The sequence below is a fragment of the uncultured Psychrobacter sp. genome (assembly GCF_947500265.1).
In the GTDB taxonomy this organism is placed as follows: Bacteria; Pseudomonadota; Gammaproteobacteria; order Pseudomonadales; family Moraxellaceae; genus Psychrobacter.
In genome coordinates this window covers 49151-63104 of the sequence record NZ_CANMRN010000006.1, presented here as the reverse complement: position 1 = coordinate 63104, position 13954 = coordinate 49151, and the positions used below count along the sequence as shown (strand labels likewise).

The 13954-nt window shown below is 44.1% G+C and carries 12 protein-coding genes and 1 tRNA gene; 2 read left to right on the top strand and 11 right to left on the bottom strand.

Annotation, left to right across the window (positions count from 1 at the left end; all coding sequences use genetic code 11):
* Positions 1–165: 165 nt before the first annotated feature.
* The 3 genes from Q0788_RS09795 to Q0788_RS09785 form a co-directional block, all read right to left on the bottom strand.
* Positions 166–549 carry a DUF2147 domain-containing protein gene (locus Q0788_RS09795; RefSeq protein ID WP_298810169.1) on the bottom strand — a complete coding sequence of 128 codons (384 nt, stop codon included), beginning with the start codon at positions 547–549 and terminating at the stop codon, positions 166–168.
* A gap of 261 nt (positions 550–810) precedes the next feature.
* A complete protein-coding gene (locus Q0788_RS09790; RefSeq protein ID WP_101205966.1) occupies positions 811–1074 on the bottom strand; it encodes a hypothetical protein in 264 nt (87 codons plus the stop codon).
* 70 nt (positions 1075–1144) lie between these two features.
* The gene (locus tag Q0788_RS09785; RefSeq protein WP_298810167.1) at positions 1145–1981 is read right to left on the bottom strand and encodes a DNA/RNA non-specific endonuclease; all 837 of its coding nucleotides are present in this window, start codon (positions 1979–1981) and stop codon (positions 1145–1147) included.
* A 177-nt stretch (positions 1982–2158) separates the two neighbouring features.
* On the opposite strand from Q0788_RS09785, the gene Q0788_RS09780 reads away from it, so the two are divergent.
* Both Q0788_RS09780 and Q0788_RS09775 read left to right on the top strand, forming a co-directional pair.
* Positions 2159–2249, top strand: a tRNA-Ser gene (locus tag Q0788_RS09780).
* Between the two features lie 492 nt (positions 2250–2741).
* Positions 2742–3461 carry a hypothetical protein gene (locus tag Q0788_RS09775; RefSeq protein WP_298810165.1) on the top strand — a complete coding sequence of 240 codons (720 nt, stop codon included), beginning with the start codon at positions 2742–2744 and terminating at the stop codon, positions 3459–3461.
* Between the two features lie 94 nt (positions 3462–3555).
* Here Q0788_RS09775 and Q0788_RS09770 read toward each other — a convergent pair whose 3' ends face one another.
* From Q0788_RS09770 to rsmH, 8 genes are all read right to left on the bottom strand, one after another.
* Positions 3556–3867 (bottom strand): hypothetical protein, encoded by a 312-nt coding sequence (locus Q0788_RS09770; protein WP_298810163.1) that lies wholly within the window; start codon positions 3865–3867, stop codon positions 3556–3558.
* Positions 3868–4246: 379 nt separating this feature from the next.
* On the bottom strand, positions 4247–5194 hold the full coding sequence (locus Q0788_RS09765) for a putative RNA methyltransferase (protein WP_298810356.1): 948 nt from the start codon (positions 5192–5194) through the stop codon (positions 4247–4249).
* Between the two features lie 139 nt (positions 5195–5333).
* Positions 5334–6452 (bottom strand): phospho-N-acetylmuramoyl-pentapeptide-transferase, encoded by a 1119-nt coding sequence (gene mraY / locus Q0788_RS09760; protein ID WP_101205970.1) that lies wholly within the window; start codon positions 6450–6452, stop codon positions 5334–5336.
* Positions 6453–6455: 3 nt separating this feature from the next.
* Positions 6456–7904 (bottom strand): UDP-N-acetylmuramoyl-tripeptide--D-alanyl-D-alanine ligase, encoded by a 1449-nt coding sequence (gene murF / locus Q0788_RS09755; protein ID WP_298810161.1) that lies wholly within the window; start codon positions 7902–7904, stop codon positions 6456–6458.
* 82 nt (positions 7905–7986) lie between these two features.
* Positions 7987–9702, bottom strand: a complete 1716-nt coding sequence (locus Q0788_RS09750; RefSeq protein WP_298810159.1) for a UDP-N-acetylmuramoyl-L-alanyl-D-glutamate--2,6-diaminopimelate ligase — start codon at positions 9700–9702, stop codon at positions 7987–7989.
* Positions 9703–9768: 66 nt separating this feature from the next.
* On the bottom strand, positions 9769–11859 hold the full coding sequence (locus Q0788_RS09745; protein WP_298810156.1) for a penicillin-binding protein 2: 2091 nt from the start codon (positions 11857–11859) through the stop codon (positions 9769–9771).
* Complete coding sequence (locus Q0788_RS09740; RefSeq protein ID WP_298810153.1) at positions 11856–12338, bottom strand: cell division protein FtsL; 483 nt, start codon at positions 12336–12338, stop codon at positions 11856–11858. The genes Q0788_RS09745 and Q0788_RS09740 overlap by 4 nt, the downstream gene beginning before the upstream one ends.
* Before the next feature lie 429 nt (positions 12339–12767).
* Positions 12768–13769, bottom strand: coding sequence for a 16S rRNA (cytosine(1402)-N(4))-methyltransferase RsmH (rsmH, locus tag Q0788_RS09735; RefSeq protein ID WP_298810354.1), 1002 nt, complete (start codon positions 13767–13769; stop codon positions 12768–12770).
* Positions 13770–13954 lie beyond the last annotated feature (185 nt).

Genomic DNA, 13954 nt, shown 5'->3' with positions numbered 1-13954 from the left:
GTCAAATGCGCTGATACTACCTACTGTAGTATCGGTGCTTATAATTTTAGTGTTTAAAGCGTTCCCCTATTTAGGCTATAAGCTTAAATCTAAAACGTAAAAAATCCCGCGAGACCTTTCGGTAACGCGGGATTCTATGTATTAAGCTAGGTCTGGTTTATACGTTTATTTCTTTTTCCACTCTTGGCTACGAGAGAATGGGCCAATATAGCCTCTTAGCTTCAACGTGTTACCACTTAGGTTTGCAGTCATACGATAGTCTTTACCTTTCTCAGGGTCAGTAATCGTACCACCACTATATTTACCGCCACCATCAGCTTGTAGACCTTTAATAATGGTCGTACCAACGTGCTTTTTGCCTTTAGCTGAGTTAGTAGCAATAAGTGTACCGGTCAACACACCGTTTGACTCAGTGATTTTTACCGTACCTTTTGGCTTGCCTTCATCATATGTTTGCCAAGTAGTGTTGGCTAATGGGTCAGCGGCAAATGCCATGCTAGCAATACCAATACCAGCAACTGCTAAAGTGGTCTTTGTAAATAATTTCATAGATTGACTCCCTTCATACAATGATTACTCGAAACGTTATGTTTCTGTTGTCCTATGCTTATCCTTTGCTAGAATCTTTCATTACGAGCTTTATGATTTCGACCTTTTTAAATGATAGTTACCATTACAACTTATAAGCTTTTTATTAAAGATTCAAGCGACACAAGCGATGTCTTAACTCATTATAAGCAATTTTTAGGTTTTGCCTAGTAATTTTTTTACAGTTTCTTATTTCTATAAAAATAAAACTATATCAAAGAGTTACAGAAAAGGATTGTCGATATCTTTATCTAATTGGTCATCATTTTCCTTTGACTTAGCATCATTCTTGCTATATAGATTTTTATCTTCAAATGCTTGTACGATTTTTCCCGATAGCTCATGCAACTGTTGGGCTTGCTTATATCCTAACTCATCAAAAGTGAGATCAATATCACCATATATAATAATCTTGTCTTTTTGATTTTCAATGACAAGATCACCAATCTGCATGCTTTGATGGTCGTTGGCGAATGGCTCAATCATTTGATTATCCTTATTATCAGTAACATTGTATTTTTTCAGAATGACGCGGTTTTAGGGTCTTACTTTCAGTTTAAGCCTGTAATTGTGCAATCAACCATTCTAAAATAGCCCAGACAAACAGCATCCACTCTGGCTCTTCTGCTGGCGCATCTGAGCTCTCACCTGCCTTCAATGGTAAATCAAACGCTTGAGATTTGGACTGACTATCTAGCATAGGTAATACATCAATGCCAATCTCAGTGGTCAGCTCATCGATACTAATTACGTCGATGCGTTCTGACTCATCATTTGGGGCGTAATACACGCCTGCCTGATTAGTTGCTGGGATATATACAGCTTTGAAGAAATGGCTAGGCACAAGAACACGGTTAGCAAGCTGCTTGGTTTTTTTATCAGTAAATGCCACACCTGTGATGGTATACACCTCACCGTATTGCTGCGTTAAATAGCGAGTGGCAGATTCGATATTACGCCAAATGTAGCGATTGTTACGTGGTGACTGCGGGGCAATATTGGCTAAACTAAAACTATCGTACTGCTGGCTGCGATTGGCCATATTGGCATTGGGTGCCAAATGCCCTCTGTCATAGCCAGAACCTGAATAATCAGATAATGAGGCTCGTGCTGACTTTGGCAGTTTACTCTCTTCATGAAAGCTATCTTCACGGTCAATCTGTTTAGATTGTTGTAGACGTGTGCGATCGAGATACTCTGCCGACCAGAGCGGCGTGCGTGATACCCCCGAGTACATAACCGCAAAGCCATCCATACATAGTGCTTGTGTGTCTTTCTTTAGCTTGCTATTGGTAAATTCAGGATAAATACCACCATAAAAAGACTGGCTACACTGGGTCAAATCATCAGCATGTGCTTGAGTAATACCTGTCGTGACAAGCAATACTGCCATCAGCGCACTATTCTTACATCCGTACTTAAGCCTACTAAAACTTATCATTCAACTTTCAACCATTTATACTTGCCGTTACATACTTGCTATCCTAGCAGGCGCTTGCCAATAAAGAAAGATAGCGCGCAAGTCGTGACATTTTAAATGGTATCCGCTATACTTAGGCGTTCAAAAAACGGTGAAGTGGGTGAGTGGCTGAAACCGCACGCCTGGAAAGTGTGTATACGTTCATAGCGTATCGAGGGTTCGAATCCCTCCTTCACCGCCAATCTTATTCTTCTTAAGCAAAACCTCAGTTTTTCTATCTTGTTCTACCCTTCTTTAGATATTTTTTATACTTTTTAATAGTAAGACTTTCAGTCTATACTTATTCTCTACTGCTGTCTGAAACACTTCTGTTTAGCCTTAATTCTGGGTGTTGTATGAGTCTAATAACTATATACCTCGTCAAATAACACATTAATTGACCAATCTAAAAAACTCGTACCATGGGCTGAGAGTGACTCATAAAATGAGTAGATACTCTATTATAATTCGTTTTATTAATAGCTTAATTTTATCCCTAAACTCTTATACGAAAAGGCTTCAAGTTCTTATTTGGTGCTCAATCTAGCTTTGTATCTATATTTATCATCATTGCTATACCGTACAAAAATGTAATAACAGTAGGGTCACTGATACTCGGCAGATGCCATTGTCAAAAAATTGGATTATAGTAGATATCGGTAATATTTATTTAAATAAACTAAAGGATACAACGATGAAGACACTAGGAATGTGTATCGTAGCAGGACTCGGATTGAGTGCTTGCGCTACTGGCATGGGCGGCATGGCAACAGGTAATACCAATCAAAATAACAACTCTGCTAACGTAGTCACTCAATACCCAGTTGAGACTGCCTTACTCAATATCTATACCAAACAACGGAGTGAAAAATTGGTCGCTACTGTCGGCGGACAAAGCGTAGCCGCAGATATTCAAATAACCCCTAAAGGCAGCATGCGTTTTAATAATAAAATGGTACAAGGCGCAGAAGTCAGCACAATCAACACAGTAAATCAGCAGATTACGGATCAGTCCGTCGCTATAAATTACTTTACGCTAAATCCATTGGTGTTCCATGGTTTTACGGATAGTACGGGTGAGTATTCAAGCGCTAGCCAAACGACAAGTATCCCTAAGATAGCTACGGTGGGCGACTCAAATCAGCTCATCACTGAAAACGTATATGCTGACAGTAGTATGCGTCAGAAAACCGCCACTTATAAGCAGGACTGGTCACTCACACAAGATACAAATAACACGGCGTGGCTCTGTATAAAAACCTCAGGCAATCTGCTTTTGACTTCTGATGCTGCAGGTACGTCGTCAGAATGCTATAAAATCAATGCCAAAGGCGATGTTTTGAGTAGCAAAGTCACACTCACTCAGCCTAATAAAAGCGGTACATCCAAATCAATGACATTTATCAGTCAGTAGCATTTGCTCAACTAGTAACGCTCAATAGTGTCATATAAGAACAAAAAAATAGCGCCTAATTAAGGCGCTATTTTTGGATTCTAGGATTGTATTTTTATGAGCGACGATCATGGTTGTTTCTGTCATGATTGTTTTTGTCGTGGCTATTTTTAGCATTGCTGTTTTTAGCATGGACATTTTTGGCTGTTGCTTTGTGTTTAGCAGCCACTACGTTCACTTTTTGATATGACTTGGCTGCCTTAACTTTGGCATGCTTATAGTTATTACTCTCTTTATTGCTGCTGTGTTTTTGATGCTGTACCTGAGCTGTATGATGCTTATCAAAATTAGGCGCGGCATTGGCCTGACCAACCATCGACAAACAAGCAGTAACGGCTAGAATCGAGCTAACTAGTATCTTTTTCATCATTTTATTCCTTTGAATTCATATTTAGAGTAGTTATAGATAATTCACTTAGTGTTAAATGAACTATCGTGATAAAGCTTTACTCTATCGACAAAGAGAATGATAAATGATTCTAGTATTAAGTAGATTTATGAAACTTGAAGAAAGGTTGCGATTGTTACGAAGGCATGCGCGATTAAAGGCATGTTAGGTGTTGGCGTAATGTTTGGTTAAATGACAGTCTATTTACGATTTATCGGTAAGCATCGTAGACAGGATATTTATAAAAACACGAATGACTAGCTGATTGTTGAAGGATGCAAATACGGACACGGTGAAGTTGCTGGCTAATGTTTAAAACGAGCATAGCAATACCCCATACTGCTATGCTCTAAATGTGCTAAACAGACGTTTTCTGCAAAATATAAACCAGAAACTTTGCCTCTGTGCTAAATGCTGCTGTTTCTACAGCTGCCAGTAGTGCTTGCCTTTTTTCGCTGCGGGCACGGTACGCATAAGGTGTCATCGTCATCAAATCAGCCAAATCCTCTGCGGATAGTGTCAGATCCGTACTGACACGGCAAGTCTCAGCCAACGTAAAATACGGTGCCAATTCTTGCAAGAATTTATCAGAATCATGCTCACGCACATCATCAAATAACGCATCACGCATCGTTGCCAAATGCCCGACATCAGGTTTGGCAATAATTAAATAGCCACCATCCATCAATACATTATCAAACGCCTCGGGCAAAATAGGGCTAAAAATACTGCTAATGCCCGTTATACTGTGCGGGCGTAATGGTAAATGTGCAGCACTGGTCACTAATGGATAGACTGCTGTCGTTTTGGCAGTATCTTCTTGGCGCGGCTGATACCATAGACGACCTGCTACTTTACTGACTTTGGCCAGCTCAACCACTGCAGGCTTACTGATGTCAGCGGCTATCAGCGTGTCTATAACATCCGTTCCCATTTGTGCCATTGCCTGCGTGTAGTAGCCTTCTCCACAGCCAATATCAAGCCAATTGACCGGCTTGCTATCTTGCTTATCTATTAACTCATCGTTAGACAGAAACTCTGTCATTTTTTGGCTAATTAGCTTTTGGAGCGGTGCATAGTGCCCATGATTCAAAAACCGTTTACGCGCATCGATAGATTCTTGACTATCACCGGGGGCTTTGGACTTTTTCTGTTGTACTGGCAGTAAGTTGACATAGCCTTGACGCGCTACATCAAAAGGATGTGAAGTCTGCTTAGGGTGCAAACTGCCGTCACAGCGCCAAGTATCTACAGCAGGATCTAGTGGTGACTGACAAAGTGGACAAATAAATAACGACACGGGCATCTCAAAGTGATAGCAATATGCTTCGCATTTTAACAAAATTCATGGGTCTTGAGCGACAAAAAGCCGTCTCAATCATGATTGAAACGGCTTTTTGGATTTTTGCAAATTGATATCCATATAGATATCTGGCGGTTATAGCTTAACGTAGCTTTAGCGTCATTAGCCCAAGGATGACAAGGATAATGGCAATAATCCAAAATCTCGCCACCACTTGCGTTTCTTTCCAGCCAATTTCTTCAAAATGATGATGCAGCGGTGCCATACGGAAGACGCGTTTTTTGCGCAGTTTGTACGAACCAACCTGCAACATAACTGATAGCGCTTCTGCGACAAACAGACCACCCATAATCGCAAAGGCAATCTCTTGACGGGTCATCACGGCGATAGTACCTAGCATTGCACCTAGTGCTAGCGCGCCAACATCACCCATAAATACTTGTGCTGGATGCGCGTTGAACCATAAGAAACCAAGACCTGCTCCGACCATTGAACCACAAACGATGATGACTTCGGAGTTATAAGGAATATAAGGTACATGCAAGTAATCAGCAAAGCGTACATCGCCTGATACATAGGCCATCGCGCCCAAACCTGCAGCGACAAGAACGACTGGCAAAATCGCCAAACCATCCAAACCATCGGTTAGATTGACTGCGTTAGAAGCACCATTAATCACAAAGTAGGTAAAGATGATGAAGCCAATACCAAATGGCACTGCTGAAAATGGAATCATCCAGTCTTTGAATACTGGCAATAGCAGATCCTGCATCTCACGCGTGGTGTTGATATCGGGTTGTAGCGTGGCAATATAGTACAAAGAAACACCGACAAACAGTGCGCCCATAGACAACCAAAAGTACTTTTTGCGAGCGATTAAGCCTTTTGGATCTTTGTACTTAATTTTTAGCCAATCATCAGCCCAACCTACGGCGCCGAAGATAACCATAACCACGAGCAAAATCCAAACATAGGGATTGTTCAATCGTGCCCACAGCAGCGTCGATATGCCAATCGCACTTAGGATCAATACCCCGCCCATGGTTGGCGTACCAGTCTTGGCCAAATGCGACTGAGGCCCGTCGTTACGAATGGCCTGACCGTATTTGAGCGATCGCAAGTGCCGAATGACACGGCCACCAAACATCATGCTAAATACAAGGGCGGTAACAACGGCAAGCAATGCTCGCAGCGTCAACGAAGAAACCGCAGAAAACGGCGTATAATACTGGCCAAGCCAGCCGAATAACCAAACTAACACCGCCTACTCCTCTACTAGCGCATGAATAAGTGTTTCCATTCGCATGGAACGAGAGCCTTTGAACAACACAGTACAAGGCTTAGCTTGTTGCGCTTGCAAATACGGCTGTAAATACTGTAATAAACTGTCTTTGTCAGTAAAGGCATGAGCACTGATATCAGATACCTCTTGCGCACCCGCGACGGTATAAGGGGCATATTCGCCAACACAAAGCAGCACATTGATACCTGTGGTTGCGATAGTACGGCCCAAGCTTTGGTGCTCACTGATGGCCGCCTCGCCTAACTCACCGATATCGCCCAGTACCATAACTTGCGTACCTGTTTGCGCGGCCAATACTTTGGCGGCGGCACGTACTGAATGAGGGTTGGCATTATAAGTATCATCAATGAGACGATGCATACCAAGTATCTGGCTATTTAGACGACCTTTAGCAGGACGCGCATTTTCTAGCCCAATGACGATGTCACTCACTGCAATATTTAGCGCATGCGCACAGGCAGCAGCAGCCAAGGCATTATTGACATTGTGTTCACCTGCCAATGGCAAGTTGATATCATGGATTTGGTTACCGATATGTAGTTTGAACTCACTACGTTCAGGCTCTACGTCTAGATGGCTTGCACTTACATCCGTATTACCAAAGCCAATCACATGCGAGGTGTACTTTTCAGCGATACGACGCAACTGATTGGTAAAATCATCCTTATCAGGAACAATTGCAAACTGCGCATCCGTCAACGTATGGTAAATCTCAGCCTTGGTTTGGCAAATACCTTCACGGCTACCAAACTCACCCAAATGCGCGGTGCCAATATTTAAGATACAGGCCACATCAGGCTGAACGATTTCAGTCGTATAAGCAATCTCGCCAATATGGTTTGCGCCTAACTCTAAAATAGCATAACGATGATGGTCTGATAACTCAAGCAACATCATTGGTACACCCAAATCGTTATTGAGGTTACCACGAGTGATCAAGGTTGGTGCCAATCTACCAAAAATACTGCCTAGCATTTCTTTACAAGTAGTCTTACCGCTAGAGCCCGTAATCGCAATCACAGTTAAATCTTTGTGCTGCTGACGACGATACGCTGCCAATTGACCTAACGCTAAACGGGTATCGCTGACTACCAATTGCGGAATAGCATTTGAGCCGGACAACGATATAGGACGCGAGACAACAGCGGCAACAGCGCCTTTTGATATCGCTGTCTCGATGTAATCGTGTCCATCAAAATTATCGCCGCTTAGCGCCAAAAATATATCGCCTGGCTTTATCGTGCGGGTATCGGTGGCTATCCGCTTACTGGCTAAAGCAGTCTGCTCTGCTGCATGGCCTTGTGGTAGTTGCCAATGCCCATCGAGCGACGTGGTCGCTGCGAGCAGATTGTCCATTTGCCAAACATAAAGCCCTTGCGACTGGACAGTATTATCGGTGTCGGCTGTCATAATGATTACCTTATATGATGACTACTTAATTTTTATATTTAATGATCAATTTTTACTAATTCATGTATCGAAAGCCAATTAATTACACACGTCCCGCTTGATTCAATGCCTGCTGCAAAACAACACTGTCATCGAAATCATAGCGAACGTTGTTAATCTCTTGATAGGTTTCGTGACCTTTACCTGCGATGACTACGATATCATCCACACCTGAGTGACTAACTGCATATTCAATAGCGGTTTGGCGGGCAGGCTCGATATGGGTTCGTTGATATTGCTCAGCGGTCATACCAGCCTGCATATCTTGCAAAATCATCTTGGGGTCTTCGGTACGTGGATTATCTGCAGTCAAAACAACTCGATCAGCACCTGCCAGACCTGCTTGCGCCATCAACGGTCGCTTGCCTGCATCACGATCTCCACCGCAACCAAATACTGCCCATAGCTGACCTTTACAGTGGGTTTTTAAGCTTGCCAGCACTTGGCTTAGCGCATCTGGAGTATGCGCATAATCAACGATAAAGCAGCCATCATTTGACGGTACACGCTGCATACGCCCAACCGCACCTTGCAACTGTGCAACAGCAGGCGCAATACGCTCGATATTCATAGCCAAGTCAGTATCAAGTGCTACGACGGCTGCTATCGCTGCGAGCAAATTGGCTACATTGAAGCGACCTAATAATGGACTGACAATCTCTATGTTGTCAGTTTTCTCATTACCAAACTCAATACGCAGATTTATTTTGACGCCTTGCAGACTCGGCGTAATATCAGCGGCAACAAAAGTAGCAGCTTTTAATGAATCCAAACTGTATGTCCATACCGTCAAACCGCTAGCGTTTGCCGTATCTAACATAACCTGAGCGTGCTCATCATCGATGTTGATAATGGCATGGGTCAAATCTGGGAAATGCGCTTTATCAAATAGCTTGGCTTTGGCAGCGGCATATTCTGCCATATCAGCATGATAGTCTAAATGGTCACGACTCAAATTGGTATAAAGCGCTACAGTGACTGGCATCCCTTGTAGACGTTGCTGATCCAACCCATGAGAGCTAGCCTCTAATGCCAATATTTCTGCCTGCTCTGTTCCCATCTGATGTAAGAACTGTTGGACAGCTAACGCATCGCCCGTGGTATGACTGGCTTGCACCAGAGCGCCAAGTCTACCATTACCTGCCGTACCCATCACCGCGCTACTCTGACCCATCATCTGAATAAGCTGTGCTACTAACTGGCTGATGGTTGTTTTACCATTCGTACCAGTCACCGCAACCACGGTCGGTAGGGTCACTGGCTGCTGATATTGCAGGCGCGCTTGAATTAAGCTACCCAAAAAGTCGCGAATATTAGGAACGTACAATACAGGGCATGGTAATGCTGCTAGTTGCTGAGGTGCATTAGCAATACTATCTGTCTGCGGTTCACTACTGGTATTTGAGTGATTGTTTGCTTCGCTAAGCAAAACGCTAGGGTCAATCTCTGAGAGAATAAACGCGGCTTGTTCAGCGGCTTGCAATAAATAATCGCGACTTTTTTCAGAATTGGCTGTTTGACTTTTTAACAGGACAAATACGTCATTCGCTTCCAATTGGCGATTATCCAAGCGAAACTGTTGAAAAGGAATATGGGCAATAGATTGAGCTTGATCTAAACTCGCTTGATTGGATGCTTCCTGAATCGATGTTGCTATCATCGCTGTAAGCTGCTCAGCCAGTTTTTGCTGCTGGCTTTTATTGGCATTTATAAGCTGTTGTAAAGTAACAGTAGCGCTATCTAGCGATGATATAGTCATAGATAAATCCTAAACAGTTAAAACGTGTCAGCTCAGTAGAACTGAACATTTAAAATAATTGAACGCTTACTGCGCTTCCGTTTTTAGTGGCTTATCCAAAGGCACATTATACAATCGCAATGCTTCTTTCATTACATTATGGAAGACAGGTGCGACCGTTAGACCAGCATAAATCTGACCGCGCGGGTCTTCGATAAGCATCACGCCCACCAGCTTTGGATTGGATGCAGGCGCCATACCAGCAAAGACGTTACGATACTGGTCGGTATAATAACCACCATCTGGATTGATACGGCGTGACGTACCTGTCTTACCTGCCACGCGATATCCATCGATGGCAGCAGCTTTCGCCGTACCACCAGGCTCAGTCACGCTCTCAAGCATCTGTACGATAGACATTGCTTGCTCATGCGCCATAATGCGTTTGCTTGGCTGCGACTTGTCATCTTTAATTAAAGTTAATGGATGCATGACTCCACCTGCTGCTAGGGCTGAGTACGCCTGTGCAACCTGTGCTAATGTCACTTGTAGACCATAACCATAACTAACCGTTGCACGGCGCGAGGTTTCTTTTTCTTTTGGCGTGACGATCAAACCGCTGCCCTCACCTGGGAACTGCAAAGGTGTTTTTGAGCCAAAGCCAAACTGTCGTTGCATATTACTAATAGCATCGGCTGGCAATGATAGCGCAATCTTGGTAGAGGCAACGTTACTGGATTTCTGTAATAGCGTGGCCATGTTAATCATACCCAAGTTGTTATGATCTCGAATGGTATAGCCACGTACGCGAATCGAACCAGGGTTGGTATCAATCAAGGTCGTTGGCGTATATTTACCCGAGTCTAGCGCTGCCGCCACGGTAAACGGTTTCATCACCGAACCTGGCTCAAACACATCTAACAGTGCGCGGTTACGCTGGTTTTCACCCGTCATCTCGTTGAGGTTGTTTGAGTTAAACGACGGCCATGTCGATAGTGCTAATACTTCACCAGTTTGTACGTCAACGATCATACCCGTTGACCAACGTGCTTTTTGCAAACGCCCAGCTTTTTCTAGCTCTTTATACAGCAAATACTGTAAGCGCGAATCAATCGTCAATGCCACATCTTTACCAGGTACTTCTGGCTCGATTTGTTTGATTTCTTTTAGGCTGTTTTGTTTGGCGTCTTTTAGAACCAGTACTTTTCCGTCATCACCTGCCAGATCTTTTTCATACTGACGCTCAATACCAGCACGGCCTTCGTAACCGCCTTCAGGATCTTTGGCATTTTGACCCATAAAGCCTAGCAGCTGTGCGTTAGACTGTGGCTGCGGGTAATAACGCTGAAAGAAATTCTTTTCGTAGACGCCAGGGAAATCAAGCGAGCTGACGCTTTGGGCAATCTCAGGCGTGACCTTATTAAGCAGTGGCAAATAGTGTGAGCCCGCACCAGATGGCAAAGCAGCTTTTACGGCTTTCTCATCGGTCACATCGATACTGTCATCAATGGCCGTAACTTTCTTTAGTTCATTGACCGAGATATTGGCAGCAGCGGCCAGCTTGTTCAGGTCCATATTATCCAGACGCTTTTGCATACGTGCCTGTAATTGGGGACTGCTAGGGTTGGTGATGATAATGCGCTTTAGCTCGTAATATTCACGCGAATAATCATGCGGACTGAATGAAACCGTCGCGAGCGGTGCACTGACCGCAAGCGGTAGATTATTACGATCGGTAATCATACCGCGATAAGATTTTTGAGTTCGCTCACTGGTAATGAGCTCATTGCCTTTGTCTTGATAAAACTGTGCGTTGGCAACCTGAATATAATAAGCGCGGCTAATCAGTAGCGCTAATATGACCAGCGCCAGACCCCAGACCATACGAAAACGGTTTTTGTCTTGTTCAAAACCACCGAGAGCAGAAGCACCTGACGCTTTGCTCGAAAAAACCATTTTACTCTTGCGATTTTTTACACTGGTATAAGCGCCTTGGGTGTCGCTTTTTTTGATACGACCAAACAACTTGGCCTTACGATTGCTTGCAGCTTTATCAGGCTTGCTGCTCGTCTGACCAGATTTAGCAGCACTGGCTCGGCGGAGAGGTTTGGTTACCTTGCCGCTGGCTGGTTTCTTGCTGGTGTTTTTTGCGGTGGATTTAGGCTTTTTCTCACTCATTGTCCTGCCTCCGTCGCTGGTTCTTCAGGAGAGATGTCCGTAGAGGCACGTGGCCCAATCACGTCAGACATATCTTCCTCTGAGTCTTCCGTAACCACTGGTACCAATGCAGTAGCGACACCAGGCTGAATAATCAACTTATCCTTTAATGTTGGCGAATACATACCCAATTCAGCAACCGCTCGACTGGCAATCTGCGGAGTGGCGCTAAAGGTTTGCTGCTCAATCAATAGACGCTGATGCTCTACTTGTAGCTTACGTTCTTGTTTTTTCATGTCTTGCAAGGTTTTGTAGTCCTGATGATATTGCTGAACTTCTTCGGCAGTTTTGATACCACTCCATACAATCGTGGCTGCCAATAGCAGTAGCACGACCACATAAATGCTCACCACATTAAACCGGCGCACGAACAGCTCGCCGACATCGGTATTATAAGGTGTAGCAGTGCGGCGATTCGCAGGTTTGTCAGATATTGCCATGACGATCTCAAAAAGGTGAACGTAAACGGTAGAGTAGATAACGGATTGCGAAAGATGAACGTGTCATTATTCGGTCATACCATCGATAAATATAAAACCAAAGACACTTATAAGTGTAAAAACTAAACCTAAAAAAACGAATATAAAGATCACATCCGATAGCTAATATATTCAGGAGCCACAAGTCATCACAACTCATGGCTATCAATATGTCATACCACAACCAAACACGTTGCATGGCTATACTACATATAAACCCGTGCAACTATTAAGCAGATAAAAACCAACTGCTGAGCCTAACAGACAATATTTACAGATTTTTAACAGTGGCGTAGCCATTAGGACATTTGCGCATCATTTAGACAAACATTAGCAATCTTAGACAACTCATCAATCATATTCGACTATAATTTGTAGCAGCACGATGTTCTATGGTGCTGTCATCTGCTCATAAGCTGTGTCGGTGCGAATTGCCATACGCAACCATGCACTGCGCGCACGCGGGTTTTGACTCGTCTCAGCTTTGCTTGGGCCAACACGTTTTGGCTTGCTGAAATAGCGCGGACGATTCGGCGGCATTGGCAGGTTTTCGTCTTCTGGATATTGCCCTTTGCTATGTCGCTGCAAAAACTGCTTGATACGGCGATCTTCTAATGAGTGAAAGCTAATGACCGCAAGCTGCCCACCTGATTTTAAGATAGGAATACTTTGCGCTAAAAAATCGTCAACATCGCCCAGCTCATTGTTAATGAAAATACGCATGGCCTGAAAGCTTTGAGTCGCTGGATGTTTGCCGCGCTGCCAGTTGGGATGCGCTACTTTGATGACTTCTGCCAACTCAAGCGTAGACTCGTAGCTTTCCATCTGTTTGATAGCGCGTGCAATACGGCGACTATGACGCTCTTCGCCAAACTCATAAAGCACATTGGCCAACGTTTCATCATCGACTTTTTCAAGCCATTCGGCAACTGACTGGCCACGGCTGGTGTCCATACGCATGTCTACTGCCCCATCGCGCATAAAACTAAAGCCGCGACTACCATCGTCGATCTGCGGTGATGAGATGCCCAAATCTGCCATCAATCCATCAACTTCAGTGATGCCCATAGCAGCCAAGCTGTCGGTCAACGTCGCAAAACTATCGTGAACCACACGCACGCGGCTGTCTTTGCTTGCTAGCTCTTGCGCCACGCTGATGGCTGTCGGATCTTTGTCAAAGACAATCAGTGTTGCATCATCGGCAAGTTGACTTAATAGCAGTCGGCTATGACCACCTCGACCAAAGGTCACATCAACGTAGACGCCACTTATATTTAAGCTATTTTGGTCGCCTGCTTTTTGCTTGGGCAAGGATTTTACGCCGAGCACCGCAGCGACAGTCTCTTGCAGTAACACCGCATCATGGACAAAACTTAATTCATCAGACGTGATATCGCCCTCATGACGGGCGTGAGTAACATCCAGATCGACATCTTGCGTAGACGCATCCTTTACAGCAGAAGGATTGGACACTGACTCAGAGAGATCAGCGGCGGCAGAAGGACTGGCTTTCGATTTTGGCTTAGACTTTGATAGGGACACAAACAACTCAATAGATGACGACCGTACTGGCCAGT

Coding starts and splice junctions, on each gene's coding strand:
- Q0788_RS09765 (WP_298810356.1), bottom strand. CDS start 5,194: ATGCCCGTGTCGTTATTTATTTGTCCACTTTGTCAGTCACCACTAGAT.
- Q0788_RS09750 (WP_298810159.1), bottom strand. CDS start 9,702: ATGACTATATCATCGCTAGATAGCGCTACTGTTACTTTACAACAGCTT.
- Q0788_RS09790 (WP_101205966.1), bottom strand. CDS start 1,074: ATGATTGAGCCATTCGCCAACGACCATCAAAGCATGCAGATTGGTGAT.
- Q0788_RS09775 (WP_298810165.1), top strand. CDS start 2,742: ATGAAGACACTAGGAATGTGTATCGTAGCAGGACTCGGATTGAGTGCT.
- Q0788_RS09770 (WP_298810163.1), bottom strand. CDS start 3,867: ATGAAAAAGATACTAGTTAGCTCGATTCTAGCCGTTACTGCTTGTTTG.
- Q0788_RS09740 (WP_298810153.1), bottom strand. CDS start 12,338: ATGGCAATATCTGACAAACCTGCGAATCGCCGCACTGCTACACCTTAT.
- Q0788_RS09745 (WP_298810156.1), bottom strand. CDS start 11,859: ATGAGTGAGAAAAAGCCTAAATCCACCGCAAAAAACACCAGCAAGAAA.
- murF (WP_298810161.1), bottom strand. CDS start 7,904: ATGACAGCCGACACCGATAATACTGTCCAGTCGCAAGGGCTTTATGTT.
- Q0788_RS09795 (WP_298810169.1), bottom strand. CDS start 549: ATGAAATTATTTACAAAGACCACTTTAGCAGTTGCTGGTATTGGTATT.
- Q0788_RS09785 (WP_298810167.1), bottom strand. CDS start 1,981: ATGGCAGTATTGCTTGTCACGACAGGTATTACTCAAGCACATGCTGAT.